General features: G+C 39.6%; 19 protein-coding genes. 4 read left to right on the top strand and 15 right to left on the bottom strand.

The genetic code is table 11. From position 1 onward, the window contains the following. Nucleotides 1–61: 61 nt before the first annotated feature. Nucleotides 62–1,330 carry an MFS transporter gene (locus BLS49_RS06690; protein ID WP_091227761.1) on the bottom strand — a complete coding sequence of 423 codons (1,269 nt, stop codon included), beginning with the start codon at nucleotides 1,328–1,330 and terminating at the stop codon, nucleotides 62–64. Nucleotides 1,331–1,502: 172 nt separating this feature from the next. On the opposite strand from BLS49_RS06690, the gene BLS49_RS06685 reads away from it, so the two are divergent. Then, nucleotides 1,503–2,978, top strand: a complete 1,476-nt coding sequence (locus BLS49_RS06685) for an aminotransferase class I/II-fold pyridoxal phosphate-dependent enzyme (protein ID WP_091227759.1) — start codon at nucleotides 1,503–1,505, stop codon at nucleotides 2,976–2,978. A 145-nt stretch (nucleotides 2,979–3,123) separates the two neighbouring features. Here the strand turns inward: BLS49_RS06685 and BLS49_RS06680 are convergent, their stop codons facing one another. Together BLS49_RS06680 and BLS49_RS06675 are read right to left on the bottom strand one after the other, a co-directional pair. Continuing rightward, nucleotides 3,124–3,438, bottom strand: coding sequence for a DUF1292 domain-containing protein (locus tag BLS49_RS06680; RefSeq protein ID WP_091227758.1), 315 nt, complete (start codon nucleotides 3,436–3,438; stop codon nucleotides 3,124–3,126). A gap of 115 nt (nucleotides 3,439–3,553) precedes the next feature. Continuing rightward, nucleotides 3,554–4,105: a copper amine oxidase gene (locus tag BLS49_RS06675; protein ID WP_091227756.1), complete on the bottom strand. Its 552-nt coding sequence runs from the start codon at nucleotides 4,103–4,105 to the stop codon at nucleotides 3,554–3,556. 193 nt (nucleotides 4,106–4,298) lie between these two features. Here BLS49_RS06675 and BLS49_RS06670 point away from each other — a divergent pair, with 193 nt between their 5' ends. Beyond that, a complete protein-coding gene (locus BLS49_RS06670) occupies nucleotides 4,299–5,033 on the top strand; it encodes an MBL fold metallo-hydrolase (RefSeq protein ID WP_091227755.1) in 735 nt (244 codons plus the stop codon). Nucleotides 5,034–5,173: 140 nt separating this feature from the next. On the opposite strand, the gene BLS49_RS06665 is transcribed toward BLS49_RS06670, so the two are convergent. Both BLS49_RS06665 and BLS49_RS06660 read right to left on the bottom strand, forming a co-directional pair. Then, nucleotides 5,174–5,413 carry a DUF3892 domain-containing protein gene (locus BLS49_RS06665; protein ID WP_091227753.1) on the bottom strand — a complete coding sequence of 80 codons (240 nt, stop codon included), beginning with the start codon at nucleotides 5,411–5,413 and terminating at the stop codon, nucleotides 5,174–5,176. 66 nt (nucleotides 5,414–5,479) lie between these two features. Continuing rightward, nucleotides 5,480–5,932 (bottom strand): GNAT family N-acetyltransferase, encoded by a 453-nt coding sequence (locus tag BLS49_RS06660; RefSeq protein WP_091227752.1) that lies wholly within the window; start codon nucleotides 5,930–5,932, stop codon nucleotides 5,480–5,482. A gap of 105 nt (nucleotides 5,933–6,037) precedes the next feature. Between BLS49_RS06660 and BLS49_RS25505 the strand changes: the two genes are divergently transcribed. Continuing rightward, on the top strand, nucleotides 6,038–6,169 hold the full coding sequence (locus tag BLS49_RS25505) for a hypothetical protein (RefSeq protein ID WP_281243710.1): 132 nt from the start codon (nucleotides 6,038–6,040) through the stop codon (nucleotides 6,167–6,169). A 20-nt stretch (nucleotides 6,170–6,189) separates the two neighbouring features. Here the strand turns inward: BLS49_RS25505 and BLS49_RS24495 are convergent, their stop codons facing one another. The 10 genes from BLS49_RS24495 to BLS49_RS06615 form a co-directional block, all read right to left on the bottom strand. After that, nucleotides 6,190–6,438, bottom strand: a complete 249-nt coding sequence (locus BLS49_RS24495; protein WP_139173108.1) for a hypothetical protein — start codon at nucleotides 6,436–6,438, stop codon at nucleotides 6,190–6,192. Nucleotides 6,439–6,501: 63 nt separating this feature from the next. Next, the gene (locus BLS49_RS06655) at nucleotides 6,502–7,260 is read right to left on the bottom strand and encodes an ABC transporter permease (RefSeq protein WP_091227750.1); all 759 of its coding nucleotides are present in this window, start codon (nucleotides 7,258–7,260) and stop codon (nucleotides 6,502–6,504) included. Beyond that, nucleotides 7,254–8,030 (bottom strand): ABC transporter ATP-binding protein, encoded by a 777-nt coding sequence (locus BLS49_RS06650; RefSeq protein ID WP_091227748.1) that lies wholly within the window; start codon nucleotides 8,028–8,030, stop codon nucleotides 7,254–7,256. Before BLS49_RS06650 ends, BLS49_RS06655 begins: the two co-directional genes overlap by 7 nt. After that, a complete protein-coding gene (locus BLS49_RS06645; protein ID WP_091227914.1) occupies nucleotides 8,011–9,021 on the bottom strand; it encodes an ABC transporter substrate-binding protein in 1,011 nt (336 codons plus the stop codon). Before BLS49_RS06645 ends, BLS49_RS06650 begins: the two co-directional genes overlap by 20 nt. 679 nt (nucleotides 9,022–9,700) lie before the next feature. Next, the gene (locus BLS49_RS06640) at nucleotides 9,701–11,128 is read right to left on the bottom strand and encodes an N-acetylmuramoyl-L-alanine amidase family protein (protein WP_091227747.1); all 1,428 of its coding nucleotides are present in this window, start codon (nucleotides 11,126–11,128) and stop codon (nucleotides 9,701–9,703) included. Between the two features lie 74 nt (nucleotides 11,129–11,202). Continuing rightward, nucleotides 11,203–11,547, bottom strand: coding sequence for a hypothetical protein (locus BLS49_RS06635; protein ID WP_091227745.1), 345 nt, complete (start codon nucleotides 11,545–11,547; stop codon nucleotides 11,203–11,205). 383 nt (nucleotides 11,548–11,930) lie between these two features. Continuing rightward, the gene (locus tag BLS49_RS06630; RefSeq protein WP_091227744.1) at nucleotides 11,931–12,497 is read right to left on the bottom strand and encodes a phage integrase SAM-like domain-containing protein; all 567 of its coding nucleotides are present in this window, start codon (nucleotides 12,495–12,497) and stop codon (nucleotides 11,931–11,933) included. Nucleotides 12,498–12,548: 51 nt separating this feature from the next. Then, nucleotides 12,549–12,776 (bottom strand): phage holin family protein, encoded by a 228-nt coding sequence (locus BLS49_RS06625; protein WP_091227742.1) that lies wholly within the window; start codon nucleotides 12,774–12,776, stop codon nucleotides 12,549–12,551. Nucleotides 12,777–13,274: 498 nt separating this feature from the next. Next, a complete protein-coding gene (locus BLS49_RS06620) occupies nucleotides 13,275–13,733 on the bottom strand; it encodes a hypothetical protein (RefSeq protein WP_091227740.1) in 459 nt (152 codons plus the stop codon). Between the two features lie 227 nt (nucleotides 13,734–13,960). Then, the gene (locus tag BLS49_RS06615; RefSeq protein ID WP_091227739.1) at nucleotides 13,961–14,620 is read right to left on the bottom strand and encodes a hypothetical protein; all 660 of its coding nucleotides are present in this window, start codon (nucleotides 14,618–14,620) and stop codon (nucleotides 13,961–13,963) included. A gap of 324 nt (nucleotides 14,621–14,944) precedes the next feature. Here BLS49_RS06615 and BLS49_RS06610 point away from each other — a divergent pair, with 324 nt between their 5' ends. After that, a complete protein-coding gene (locus tag BLS49_RS06610; protein WP_091227737.1) occupies nucleotides 14,945–15,166 on the top strand; it encodes a hypothetical protein in 222 nt (73 codons plus the stop codon). Nucleotides 15,167–15,199: the final 33 nt, after the last annotated feature.

The following is a 15,199-nucleotide window of genomic DNA, read 5'->3' as shown; positions in this document are numbered from 1 at the left end:
AGGCGGCACGATCATATTACAGATCAGAGCCGCCTTTTATTATCTGAATATCAGCCTCTATTCAATTTATCTGAGCATCCGGTTTTTGCCGTGATAACACAATATGAATAACAAATAACAAACCCATTGATGCAGCGCTAGCCAAAAATGGAGCTGTTGGACCTAAGGTGTCCCACATTTTACCTGACACAATCGGCCCAAATACCATACCTGATCCCTGAATTGTCAGAAAAAGTCCCCAGACCGTCCCTTTCTCCCCTTTAGGAAGATGATGCGAAATCATCGTGTCCCACGTAGGAAGAATGCAAGAATAGCTGATGCCGATCAGCACTACCATGATCCACACGGTAGGAACATTCCTCATCACAGAAAATAATCCGATCGCCACGGTCGCTAGCAGAAAGCCAGTATGCAGAAACCATTTGGTTCCATAACGGTCAACCAGCTTGCCAACAGGAACAAGGCCCAGAACAGTAATACCGCCTCCAACGACTAACATGGCACTGTATGCCTCGGGAGAAAGCCCCAGCTCAGTACGAACAAACAATGTAATAACAGGTGTCAGAAGCCCAATTGCAAACGTCTGAAGAAACAGGGCTGGATAAAACAATGGACTGACATTTAGGTTGCTTCGAATATGCCTGAAGGTCTGTTTCACATTTTCCAGAATACCTTTTGGCTGGTTTGGCGTGTGTGCGTTGCCGCTAGAAGAATGGTGCGCTTCAGCACCACTGTTCATCGTTGAAGATTTCCCCGGAAGCAACAAGGAAATGAAAATAACTAGCCCCATACAGCCGAGTAGAATCCAGAACACTAAATGATAGGATGTGCTGACAATAAAATTAATAATTACAGGTCCAAGTCCAGTTCCGCCCAAACTCGATATTTGAATCACACCCATAGCTGTCCCGAAATTGTTGCTCTCCTCTGTAACTGCAGAAATCCCCATAAGCACACATGGCCATAGCGGCGCTGATCCAATTCCGATCATGGCACAGCCTAAAACGATGAATCCTACAGAGCTTGTAATTGCGATAATCAAGACTCCGGCAAACGTAAAGATCAAGCCTATAGTCATCGTAAAACGAAATCCAATCCGTTCAATTAACCAACCGGCCGGACTTCGAAACAGATTATCTCCTATGTACTGTAATGAGAAAGATAGTCCGATTGCAAAGGCGCTTAAATGCAGCACATCACCCATGTATACTGGTAAAATAGCGACGATTAATGCCCCTTTTACAAACTCCACTAAAAACATAATGATCCACAGGCTAATAAAGGTGGGATTGAGCAATCTTTTATTCATAAGCTTGGACGTCATCTCCACTTGACATTCTCTCCCTTAGCAGTTTTATAGTCTATTAACCAGTTTGTCCTGTTTCAAGGAGTTAATTACTCTCCTTTTAACAAAATATATAAACACTAAACTTTGCTTGCAATCCAGTCCCTTTTTGCTATACTCATCCTATTACAAAAATGAAAGGAAGGGATAAGGCACTATGAATCATAAAAGTACGCCGCTATTTACAGCTCTTAAGCAGCATGCGGCCGAAAATCCCGTACAATTTCACATTCCAGGACATAAGAAGGGTCTCGGAACTGATCAAGAATTTCGCGAATTTGTAGGCGATAACGCCCTTTCCATCGACTTGATCAACATTGCACCGCTGGACGACCTCCATCAACCTACTGGCGTTATTGAGGAGGCTCAAAAGCTTGCTGCCGACGCATTTGGGGCAGACTATACTTTTTTCTCAGTCCAGGGCACCAGTGGAGCCATTATGACTATGATACTATCCATTTGTTCTCCCGGTGATAAAATTATCGTCCCGAGAAATATTCATAAATCAGTCATGTCCGCTATAATATTTGCAGGAGCTAAGCCTATATTTGTATCGCCTGCACAGGATGAGAATCTTGGTATTGATCACGGAATCACCACTTCCTCAGTCCGCAGAGCACTGGAGCGGCACCATGATGCCAAAGCAGTACTCGTTATTAATCCGACCTATTTTGGCGTTAGTGCACATTTGCAAGAAATTGTCGAGCTTGCTCATAGCTTTGAAGTGCCCGTTCTTGTTGATGAAGCTCACGGTGTCCATATTCATTTTCATGAGAAGCTCCCGATGTCTGCAATGCAAGCAGGGGCAGATATGGCGGCCACAAGTGTCCATAAGCTCGGCGGTTCAATGACTCAGAGCTCGATCCTGAATCTGAACGTAAAGAACGGATTCGTAAATCCACAGCGTGTCCAAACTATTATCAGTATGTTAACAACGACGTCCACTTCGTATCTGTTGCTTGCATCACTTGATACTGCCCGCAGAAACCTTGCGCTAAATGGTCATGAGCTAATAGACAATGTGATTGAACTTTCCAATTACGCAAGATGGAAAATAAATGAAATCGATGGACTTTACAGCTTTGGTCGTGAAATTCTAGGTAGTGAGGCAGCTTATGATATGGACCCGACCAAGCTCACCATCCACGTAAGACATTTGGGCATTACTGGGTACGAGACTGAGAACTGGCTTCGTGAGCACTACAATATTGAAGTTGAGCTTAGTGATATGTACAATATCCTTTGTATTATTACACTTGGAGATACTCAGGAAACGATCGATACCCTGATCACCGCGTTGATTGAACTATCGAAAACTTACTATATCGAAAACAACGCCAATGAGCTTATTGTTAAAATACCGGAAATTCCGCAATTATCCCTCATTCCGCGCAACGCTTTTTATGCGGATACGGAGGTGATTCCCTTCAAGGAATCAGCAGGACGGATCATTGCAGAATTTATCTACGTGTATCCTCCAGGCATTCCAATCCTGCTTCCGGGCGAAGTCATCTCCCAGGACAACATCGATTACATTGTTGATCACGTTGAGGTTGGACTTCCTGTTAAAGGACCTGAAGATCGTTACATTAATCAAGTTAAAGTAATCGTGGAAGCCGATCCGATCTTTTAATGACTGTTTACTAAATCAGCTTTGGATCACGAAGCTGACTATAGCAACAAAAAAAGGAGCTATCCCGTTGCCATCATCGGCTTACAGGATAGCTCCTTGATTTTGATTGCTATTTGATACATTCATACAAATTGAATGATAGATGTTATGCTTCGTCGTCCAGTTGAGCAACCAACTGATTGTAAGCTTCCTCTACTTGACGCCATTCTTCTTCATCTTCAATATTGTAAAGTACCATTTCTTCGTTTTCTTCTTCCATGCGAAGAATGATACCATCCGCTCCCGGATTGTTGCGTTCCAGCAGAAGCGCATATACCTTCTCAGCTACATCGAACGTTTCGACAAGAACCATCTCCACGTCATTGCCTTGTTCGTCAGTCAGCGTCAACACAAACTCTTCGTGCTCGTGGTCATGTCCGCACCCGCACGCTTCACCGTGTTCGTGATTGTGGTCGCTCATTAAAATACCTCACTTTAAGTTTGATTTAATATTACTATTCTCCCCCGTATCGTATCACTTTTAGATGGGACAGGTCAATTTGAGAATATGTGGCTATTTATAAAACATGTTGTAACTATTTAAGAACAGTAATTCCTTTCTCGGCAACAAGTGAGAAATCAGTACCACTGGATGATTTCATATAAAAACCGACAATATATTTGCCTGCAGTTTTGAAATCATAGGTGTAATCCTCTGTACGGAACCAGAAGGTATCACGCTGCTCCTTGATTTCGCTTGTCTGAATTACTTTAGAAGAGCCATCCGGCGCAGTTATGGATACACGCACCGCAGAGATGTCAGTTTTTAAATTATCGATTTGGGAGAATACATTGAACTTCAGCTTGCCGGTTTTTTTAATATCTCCAAATACCGTTTCTTCCGCAAAAAGGAACATGTGAACATTCGGTTTATTATAATTCACTGTCTTCGTGGATTCATTATATTCAATCATACCGTTTAAATCACGAGCTGGAATATAAGTCTTCCCTTCTATTACATAACCGCCGTCTTCAACCTCCAGGCCGTTAAACAATAATCGCATCTTTTGCGATGAATCGGCAAATAATAGTGAACCTCCCATCAGGGAGAAAACAGTGACAAGAATTGCAACTCTTCTCCATTTCATTCCAAAGACCCTCCAATAGATTCATGTTGATGTAAATGTATACTCTCCGAGAGTCTCCAAGTTGCGGTTTTTTATTAAAAGTTGACAAGTTTATTTGTCTTGTTATTTCACGGGCAGGTTTCAAGCTTTCATACGTTCGAAAAATCATGTACATTAATGTAGGAAATAATATTGATTTAGGGAGGCCTTACCCATGACATTACGCCTTCAAATGCTCGGAACGGGCGGTGCATTCGCCAAAAAATATTACAATAACAACGGTCTGCTGTACACAGATGACTTCACCTTGTTAATTGACTGCGGTATTACAGCTCCGACCTCACTACATCAACTCGGTGTATCACTCACAGAGATTGATGCGATTCTCATTACCCATATTCATGCTGATCATGTTGGAGGACTCGAAGAATTCGCCTTTCGCATGAAATACGAGTTTGGTCGTAAACCTGTCTTGTACATCTCTGAGAAATTAATAGCACCGCTATGGGAAAATACGTTAAAGGGTGGGATGAGTCAGGAGACCATCACTTCACTTGAGGATGTTTTCGAGGTTCGGGCACTAAAGGAGGGAATGTTAAATCAAATTTCTCCAAGCCTGCAAATTGAGATGATTCAGACTTCTCATATTCCTGGTAAGCCAAGCTATTCGCTTTATTTAAACAATGAAATTTTTTATAGCGCGGATATGACTTTTCAGCCTGATTTACTTAAGGAACTGGTCTATGAGAGACATTGCCGCAAAATATTCCACGAGGTGCAATTGGTAGGTCCTGGCGAAGTCCATACAACTCTGGATGAACTGCTCTCTCTGCCCGTAGACATTCGCAGCATGATCTGGTTGATGCATTATAACGACAATATGGAAGATTTCATTAAAAAAGCTGGAGAAATGAAGTTTCTGCGTCAGCATGAAATGTATACGTTGTAAGGCTGTTATTAAATCGAGTTTCTTCCTGGATCGGGTGATTACGAGCATTCGAGTGGACAAGTAGATCCTATTTTGATGTCTTGCACACAAAACAGCCTGCACATGTGCAGGCTGTTTGTTGTTCTGATCAACCAATTCTTTTACTCAAAAATAGGCAACGCATCAAGATTATTAGTAGGATCACCATCCGCATCACCGCGTATATGCAGTTCTCCATCCCTGCCCTTAAATAGGTTGACACCAGCGATGGCGCCAGCATTCACTTCCTCAAGAGCCTGTTCATAATCAAGCACACGTCCGCTGGAAGTTTGGAAAGCAGTCAAATTACCATCTCCATTTTTTTGGACAGCGATAAATCTTTCTCTTGTGTCAGGCTTCATATGCTATCAACATCTCCTCTACGTTAGCGATATGTATAGCATGCCCCACAAATTGCAAACTATGATTTAAACATTTCTTAGCGATTTCACCATACGGACATGCGGAATCCCGGCGTCATCAAAAGGTTCCGTGGAAATCGTCTCATAGCCTAATTTACGGTAAAAAGGCTCCGCCTGACATTGTGCATCAAGCACCGATTCGGTAAGTCCGAGCTCTCTTGCAAGCTCTTCCATCGCAATCAGCAAAATTTTACCGATCCCGTGAGAGCGATAGGACTTGCGAACAGCAATACGCTGCATTTTTGCCGCATTGTCATGATAATAGATCATACGTCCTGTAGCAGCATACTCATCCCCTACATCTACTAACACATGGTGCACGTCCGGTCCAATTCTGTCGTATTCATCTATTTCAAGCTCCAACGGAACCTGCTGTTCCTCTACAAAAACTTCCTTACGAATATTCAGGCATTCCTCAAGCTGATTCTGTGTTTGAACGCGTACAATTACTGCAGCCACATCAAATTCCTCCCCAAGTTGACTTCATCTCGCGACACTATTTTATTATACTAAACCGGAACATTATACAAAATAATGTTTTTCCTGTATAGTTGGGGTATCATTTTGAACGGAGGGATTCCACCTATGCTTCTAGGTGTCACCATCGTTGCCGCTATAATCATCGCAGTGCTGATCATCGTACCTGTATTTTTTGCCATTAAAAAGGGATACTCCAAAAACTGGGACGAGGATTAAGAGACAACTGAGGTTAAGCGTTACTCAGAATAAACTTCTTTCTGCACTGCAGAAGGATACACTTCATCAGAAATGGATGAACCTGACCACCAAGGAGCCTTGGCCTGCCGATCCATTGTCGCCTTGTCAGCTGATAAACTGCAACCACTTATACATACAGTAAAAATAGTAGTCAAACTAATGACCAAGCTTGCTGTTCTGCACCCAAATCGTGGATACTTGTTATCACTAGGTTCATGATCATTGTATTGGCTCAGTCGGTGATTCACTCGGATCCATTCCTTTCTGGCTTTTCTCCGCTTTAATCACATTCTGCGCCTTATGCTCTCTTTTTAAACAGACTTACGCCATTTCATAAATTTATGCTCACATAAATCTACAAGCAGGAACAACACAAAGCCAACCAAGCTAAACAAAAGTATACCTGCATACATCTCTTTGTAGTCCATTCTTAACCAGGCATCCATAATAAAATATCCCATTCCATATTCCGTTCCGTATATTTCAGTAAAGAATAAGACCGATAGTGCCGTACCTAACGAAATCCGAATCGTACTTAGAATCACGGACAACGCACCAGGTAAGGTAACGTGCCAAAACTTCTGTACTCTTCCTGCCCCAATGCTGCTTAATACATCGTAGGTGTTTTGAGGAATTGCTTTTACCCCATCCCGCACAGATATAATAATCTGAAACACTAGAATCAGCATGACCATTAGTATTTTAGATGACTCTCCAAGCCCAAAGAACAGCATAACAACCGGCAATAAAGCAATTTTAGGAATTGGATAGGTTAAGTAAATTACTGGGTCAAGCAGCTTATTCCATAATGCAGAGCAACCCATTAATATGCCTATCAGCATTCCGATAATTAGCGCCAAAATGACCCCTACGAATACACGAGACAAGCTGTAGCCTATATGCGTTGCTACCTCTTGACCCTCTAAATGAAATAGCGAGACATACACATCAAGCGGACTCGGAAGAATGGTATGATCAATCAAGAGATAGAGCAAATACCAAATCAAATTCATACCTAAAAGAACACCAATAAGTCTGATCAGATGAGAAAACCGTTTTTTTGTCACCATTTCTCTTGCATTACCTTTCTGATTTCTTTACTCAATTGAAAGAACTGTTCGCTATCCCGCTTTTCCTCCGGCTTTATCGAAAATAAAGGATTGTCCATTACGATAAGGGGGTCTTCTTTATTCGAGGTCATCATGATGATTTTCTCTCCAAGTAAAATGGCTTCCTCCACGTCATGCGTCACAAACAACGTAGTGGTCGGGAGTGAATTCCAGTTTCCCAAAAAAATCCGCTGAATCTCTTCACGTGTAATAGCATCCAATGCTGAAAAAGGCTCATCCAACAGCATAATTTGCGGTGATATAGCAAAAGCTCTGGCAATCGCCACCCTCTGCTGCTGCCCTCCGCTAAGAGACAAAGGATATCGATGGGCTAAATCAGCAATCCCCATGGATTCAAGCCAATTCGTTATCCGCTGCTCCTGCTGCTGTTTGGTTAACGTGCCGGAATTGCTAATCCTCATCGCCGTCCTGATATTAGATTGAACCGTCTTCCATGGGAGGAGCCCGTAATTTTGTGGTACGAGCCCGATCAATACCTGATCCTGTTCAGGTAAAGCTTTGCCGTTATAACTGATCTCACCGTGGTATGTCTTTACTAATCCTGCAATAGAACGTAAAAGCGTTGATTTACCGCATCCAGAAGGACCTAGTATGGTGTAAATACTGTGTTCTGGCAAAAATAGATCAACAGATTTTAACGCCGCCTGTCCCCCTTGATACTCAACGGTTAGATTCCGAATATCGAGTCCTCTATTTCTTAAATACGACATCTGATATCACTTCTTCTGGTGAAATATCTTTACTTAGCAAGCCTTTTTCTTTCGCCCATTCAAATGCAGCCTTTACTTGTTCTCCATCCACTTGATAAGCAGGTACGTATTCAGGAATCTTAATCTCATTTTTCATTTCTTCCGGATAGCCCACCTCTTCAATGATCAAGTCAATAATGTCTGATTGATCATGAGACTTCATATAAGCTACTGCTTCATCGTACGCTGCATACATGGCAGCAATTTCTTGAGATTTCTGACTGATAACTTCCTGTGGAAACGCCAAAATAAACGGATTCACACCCGCCTGTATAGTAGAGCTTAATACGCGTAGTCCTGACGCTTGTCCCATCGTTACAAATGGCTCCGGTAAAATAGCTGCATCAGACTTGTTGCTCTTGAGCAGCTCCAATCTCGTTGGAATTTGCGGCACCTCTGTTACAGTAATATCCTTTTCACTCAAACCAGCTTGTTTCAGCATCATAGCTACTGTATATTCCGTAGAAGTGTTTTTAGACAGAATAACGGTTTTTCCTTGTAAATCCTTCACTTCCATAATGTCAGCATTACCTGTTAACAAATCAAATTCACCGAACGTCGTACTGGTCGCCTTTACATCCAAACCAGCTTCATTATAGATCGCCAAAGCGATTAAATCAGCGCTGATTCCGTCAATCTTGCCTGCATGAAATGCCACGTCACGATCCTTCGCGCTTTTGAACGACTCAATGTTCAATTTAACCCCGTGCTTCTCATCAAACCCCTGCTCATGCGCTATTATAAAAGGTATCGCGTCAATTGACGTCAATAGACCCAGGTTAAGCTCTCCTATTTCTTTGGCTGCCACTGTTTTATCATTCGAACCTTCAGATACTGCACCTGTGTTTTTAGCAGAGTTACCACTTGAACCACATGCCGTTCCCACCACACTAATCAATGCCAATAATACAATAAGTGTAAAAATTCTTGATGATGCTTTTTTTGTTTTCATGAACGTTAATCCTCCATCTCCTGTTGTAAAAACCATTTTGCGCATTAATTCACAATCCAGTGCGTAATCTCCTTGCAAATAAATTGTAAATCATAGTGATGCAATTTTACACTAATTGTTTCAATTTGTATATTTACAAATTGAAATAGAGCATCAGATTCATCCCATTAAAAAGAAAGCCCGATGTTTAACCGCATACAGCAAAACATTCCCTAACATGAGGCCAGTGGAAAGGCAAGATATCCGGAAAATAATGCAAAAATGCACTTTTTTAAAAGTAGCCATGAAAGGATGAACAAAAGCGTGCAAAAATGCAGGAATATGGTTCAGAATAGACTAGTTTGAAGAGAATCCTTAGAGAAAGCCTGCACATTTGCAGCAATTTAGGGCATTTGGAGACTTTACATGACCAAAGCCTGCACATTTGCAGGAATTTCAGGAATTTACGCATTATGACACTATTACACATGAGATACGGTCATAGAATGTGGCGGGATCAAGCGGTGCAGGGATCGTCTTCCTTGCACCGCTATTTCTAGTTTTGACAGTAAACCTAATTTTGGGACAGCCCCTATGGTATGTAATTGGCGCATTCGAGTAGTAAACCGCGATTCCAAAAGCTCCTTCTCACGTCTTTAAATTGGCTAAAGCAACTTATGCAACAAGTCCCCTGAATGACTCAGGGGACTTGTACTACTCCCAAATATTCTTTGATTCCATCTACTATCGCTTGCGCTGCCGCATTTTGCCCACTTTCAGACAGCATAATCTCTTCATCATAAATGTTGCTCAAAAATCCTACTTCCAACAAAACCGCAGCCATCTTTGTTTCTCTAATTACCTCATAATTGCCGTTCTTAACTCCGCGGTCTTTTAAGCCCATAGCTGCTACTAAGTGTTTGTGAATAACATCAGCTAATTCTTTACTATCGCTTCTCTGATAATAAAATGTCTCTGTTCCAGTCGTTTGCGGGGATGAGAGAACACTATTGCCATGAATTGAGACAAATACGTTGGCATTTAATTGATTAGCCAATTGCACACGTTCAGGTCGAGTGGGATAAACATCAGTCTCTCGGGTCATAATCACTTCAATTTCAGGCTCTTGCAGCAAAAGTGCTTGAACCTTTAATGCGACCGCTAGAGTAAAATCCTTCTCTTTATAGTTATTAATACCCGTTGTCCCAGGGTCTTTTCCCCCGTGCCCCGGATCTATAACAACGACTTTAGTTTCTGAATAAGATGCAGGATTTTGAGGAGCTGGGGCTGCTCCATCACCCGTTACATTCAAATTAACTAATATTTTGTCAGCACTGGTTTCATAACTAAAACCTATAGCTGGAACGTCTACCAGTTCAATAACAATTCGGACTTGATCGGGATCACGACTAAACAAAGAATATCTAATATCAGCTACAGCTGGAAAAGCACTCACATCAAGCTTACCATTTGAACTGGAATCTATTGATTGAGCCATATTACCAAAAGTAGTATTAGGCAGATCGATTACAACACGATCAGGATTATTTAATGTAGAAATCACCGGGGTAACTGAACTATCCATAGCTATAACCAATTGATTGCTCGAAAAATTGATTTCATTTACACGTTTCACAGAGCTCGTAGTATCTTGCACAGTACCCGTCGATGAATTTTCAGATGAAGCTTCACTATTTTTTCTAGTCAGATACACAATTTTATCCGTATTGTCCCAGCTTACTTCAAGCCCCATTTGTTCACTCACAAAACGAATAGGAACTACTACAGTATTATTCATGATCAGAGGAGTATTGTTGAGTTCAACGATATTATTATCCACTAACGCTTCTTTTTGATCGACTGTTAACGATAACGTTCTTGCATTCTGTTGAATCTTGACATTTCGGGATTTTTGATCCCAATCCACCTTAAACTTTAAGCTCTCTGCCACAACTCGTATAGGAATCATAACACTCTTGTTGACATTAGCTACTTGTACTTTATCAGGAAGGATCAACTCTTGGCCATCCAGAATGATTTTGGAGTTATCGGCCGCTGCATTGCTTTCAATAGGAAAAACGATGACAAAAAATAGACTCAATAGGATAGATAACAAGATTCTCTTCATATACACCTCTACTAGTTGACAGAAATTTCTGTATTTTTTACATGCTGATTGGTAGGAATTTTGTGAAAACACTCCTAAACCTCTACTTGTATTTCTTCACATCCACTTGATGAACGGTAAAGGTAACTCCTTATGACAGCTATCGTGCTGACACTGAAAATAACTTGCAAAAGCTGAAACCAGATCAAGTTCGTACCAAATACAAGGTATACCATGGATAGCAGTACAGGAAAACCCGGCATAACAAAAGAATTTGCTGTTGATTCCAGGTATCCGAGCACACCGGTTTCAAGAAACTGCTTAGCCATCTTGTCGTAACCAAACGCATCTCCAACCAGCGGTGGGAATGTAGTGGTGACGATGTAATAAACACGTAAAGCCAGTGCAACAGCAAGCACTACATAAATCCACTTTTTCAATTCTGTAACTCTCCAATCGTAAGCAAGTGCGTTCGCACCTTGTTTAGCGGTTGTTTATCAAGTTTTTCATTGCCTAATGACATGCTCGGCATTTTGGTGAATACTCTGAAAATTATGAAAATTTTTAAAAAGAATCGCACTTTTTTCTATTATCCCTATGTATTTATCTATTCTTATAAATTAGTGCTATTTTATCAGATATACCATCGAAAATATATCGTAATTTGTCGAATTAAGAATACTTTTGCTTCCTAGTATGCAGCAGGAAACTGCCATTAACTTTGATAAAAGACCATATCATGACCATTTAAAACAAGGTAAATTTATTTGTCACGTCCAATAAGTGATGAGAAGACAAGACCTGAATGGATTATATCAATGTATCATTCAGATTCCTTCACAAACTTTCTTGATTCCTCAGCATCCCAAACTAAAATTTCAGTTTTTACATTTTGAGGTTTATCAATCACATATAATGCTGGATTCTCTTTGATAAGTCTCAGTTGGTACGTAGCATTGTTCAAGGCAGTATTGACGATACTATAAATTTTCTTTACAGTATTTTCTGCGAGTCCTTTTTCTCTTAGTTCAACAATTAGTTTTTGCATGTGCGTTGGATTGAGTTTACCTAGTTCGATGTTTCCACATGAAGAAGTTTTCACATGACGATTAATGTAACTGTTATACATTTCCCTTGTTTGCTGACTTAATGATTTTTTTGCAGGAAGCCATGTGTCATTCAGATAATCAATAAATTTAATCTTAGAAGGTTCAACATAAGTCCCCTCGAAGAAATCATTCATTGCTTTAGTCATAGCTACAGTTGCTTCCTTTTCTGTTAGAAACCCTTTTTTCCTGATCTTTCTTCTGGAACCATCTAGCTTTTTCCCTGCTTCAAATTCGTACCAAAACTGATTTTTCTTCTTTGTTTCGTCTCTATATACTGGCATTGATAATCCTCCCTTTTTAAAACAAAAAAGGTGGAGTCATCATTTCTCCACCTAAGTATACCATATTAGTCCTTTTCCTGTTTTTAAAGCAGCAAGACACCCAGTAATATAATCTACTGCAAAGACTATAATTAGCAGTTCCAACAAACCCGACCATCCTCCAAACGCATAAGTTAATATTCCCCCAAGTACTCCCGATAGCGCGTAGAAAGATGAGTAATCTTTATTTGCTAATAGTTTGAAATTTGATATTTTAAGATATATTTCGTTAATATTCACAACATGCTTACCTCCGTGATATTTTGAGAAGTTTTTAAGATTTCATTTAACTGCTCAACTCAAATAGCCCTTGGATTAGCTCTAAGAGCATAAAAAACCGCCGCTTCTTTTACAGTGCGGATCTTTGGTCTCTATTCAATTATTTCCTCAAAATTATTCCTGAGATAATCTAAATCACAAACACCAATATTACCTTCGCTGTCCTTGTAAATAAACTGACCTAGATTTACTATATAAACATCTGTCGCATTTTTTATTATCCCTGCTCTAACTGTACCATCAGTTGCATATTCTACAGTTACAGATAGTCCAGTAAATTTAATGATTGCTTGAATGATATCCTTATTAGAATCAGAGAAGGCAACTGCTTCAACACGTTCTTAGACTTAAAAATTCTAATCATTTTTCAACAACTTTCCTTTTTAAATATAAATAACCCCCAGATCGGCTCTGAGGGCATAAGAAAAAGCACCCTCGGGTGCTTTTTGCTTTATTTATTTAATCCATTGGAAAACCGAAAAATAACAGGTGATATCCTTCGTTTTTAAACTCTCCTACTTGTTCAACGACAAGATAAACAGTAGCACCATTTGGAATAATAAAACCTAGCCAAGTTACAGAATGATTTGGTTTGTTCATCGCATAGAGCATATCAGATTCATAACCATTAGCATATTTAATCATAAAACCAACCCGATGATTGACGTTCCCTTGGTTTAAATAGCCTGCAGAAGATACGTCTCCGCCAGTATTATTTGTCCATGAATACCAATCTTGATCAGTACTGTTCGATAAAAATAAATTATATTGTGAATGGGGAATAAGAGTTATTGCTGTTTCCTTTGTATCTCCTATTCCAGAAATTTTAGGTGATACATCAGCGGCAAATACAGATGACGACATTGTAAGTAACATCATAGTTGTAAAAAGTACCGTTAAAACCTTTTTAAGTTTCATGCCCTTCCACCCTTCTAAGTATAATTGAATCGGCCGATTCTACTTTATTATACCCTCAAAAATCTACCAATTGATGTGACTATTATCCTAAATGTTGTAAAATAATAGTCTTTAATGGAATTTACATCTCTAGATCAGCTCCGAGGGAAAAATAAAAACGCCTTATGGCGTTATGTCGCATTATGGTCCGAAAATGAAATAAAAAGAGCCCTCGAAAGAGCTTTAATTTATGTCCTGTAAAACATTCCATGTGAAGAACCATTCTTCTTTAAAAATTTATCAAAACCTTCAATGAAATGGAAGATGGAATCAACTACTACTTCATAAGCTTCAACTGCTTCTTCTTTAGTTGCAGTAACTTTAGTTCCGTGTACAATCTCATTTCTCCATTTAAGTACTTTCCTCTCCCATACTGGCCAGGATGATGCCGCTGCTAATTTTACTTCAAATAAGTTATTCATCAACGGATTTACTTTTGTAGGAATTTCTGCAGATGTTAGCAGCCTTGAGATACTGTCTTTATCTAAACCCTTCTCTAAATATCCGTTTGTCAACGTTGAGTCGACATAAGTTTCTAATGCTACTTCACTCAATAATATACTGGTTAAATACTCTTCAGATCTTAATTGATCAAAAGCATATTGAAGCATGTGTAACCAAGGTATTTCATAATCCTCACCCTTGTAATTAACCATAAACATAATGTTTCCATTTTCACCGACTATTGATAGATCGCTTCCTTCGTTTAAGGAAGTGAATATATCAAATCCATTATTAGAAATATTCACAGTTCCAGCTAGAAAGTTGCCTATCGGAAATAACATCACTTTAAATATTTTTTTAATATTCTCAGGTAATTCCACATGTGTCGTATAGCCGATTTTCATGCAGAAGATAGGCTGATTAAGGCGCTCTCTAATGAATACATTGATAGTATTAGGAATGGATTTTTTTGAAGGAATATCGGGGAATAAGAATTATAATAACAATGTTTCTGCTCGCCCATTGGTCGCTCAGAAATCTATGAGAGATGTTGCTGATATGATTAATTCAGACGAAAGAACAACAAGAAGATTGATTAAACTTAACGATCTCATCCTTCTCCTTCAATCTCTTGTATCATCCAGCAACCTCACACAATCCCCTCTATTAGTCAATCTAAAATGCTAGACGAGATGACCTTAAAGCAATTAAGGGAGCGATTAAATTATATGAAAAATAAGAAAAATCAAATTCAAAAATATATAGAAGAATTAAAAATGAAAGAAGAATACATAGAGTATCTAAGCGATGATCAAACTATTATACATAGAAAAGATGGTGGAATATTAATTATAAATGGATCGCCTTCAGTAGATAATTGTAAAACATTTGTGAAAATATTATTACTAGAAAAACAAAGACTATATCTTTATCAAAATAATAGCACATGAATTCAAGCCATTTTACTTATTATAATTTGGTGT

The organism is Fontibacillus panacisegetis, from assembly GCF_900102215.1.
Lineage (GTDB): Bacteria > Bacillota > Bacilli > Paenibacillales > Paenibacillaceae > Fontibacillus > Fontibacillus panacisegetis.
This window is presented reverse-complemented; position numbering and strand designations above follow the sequence as displayed.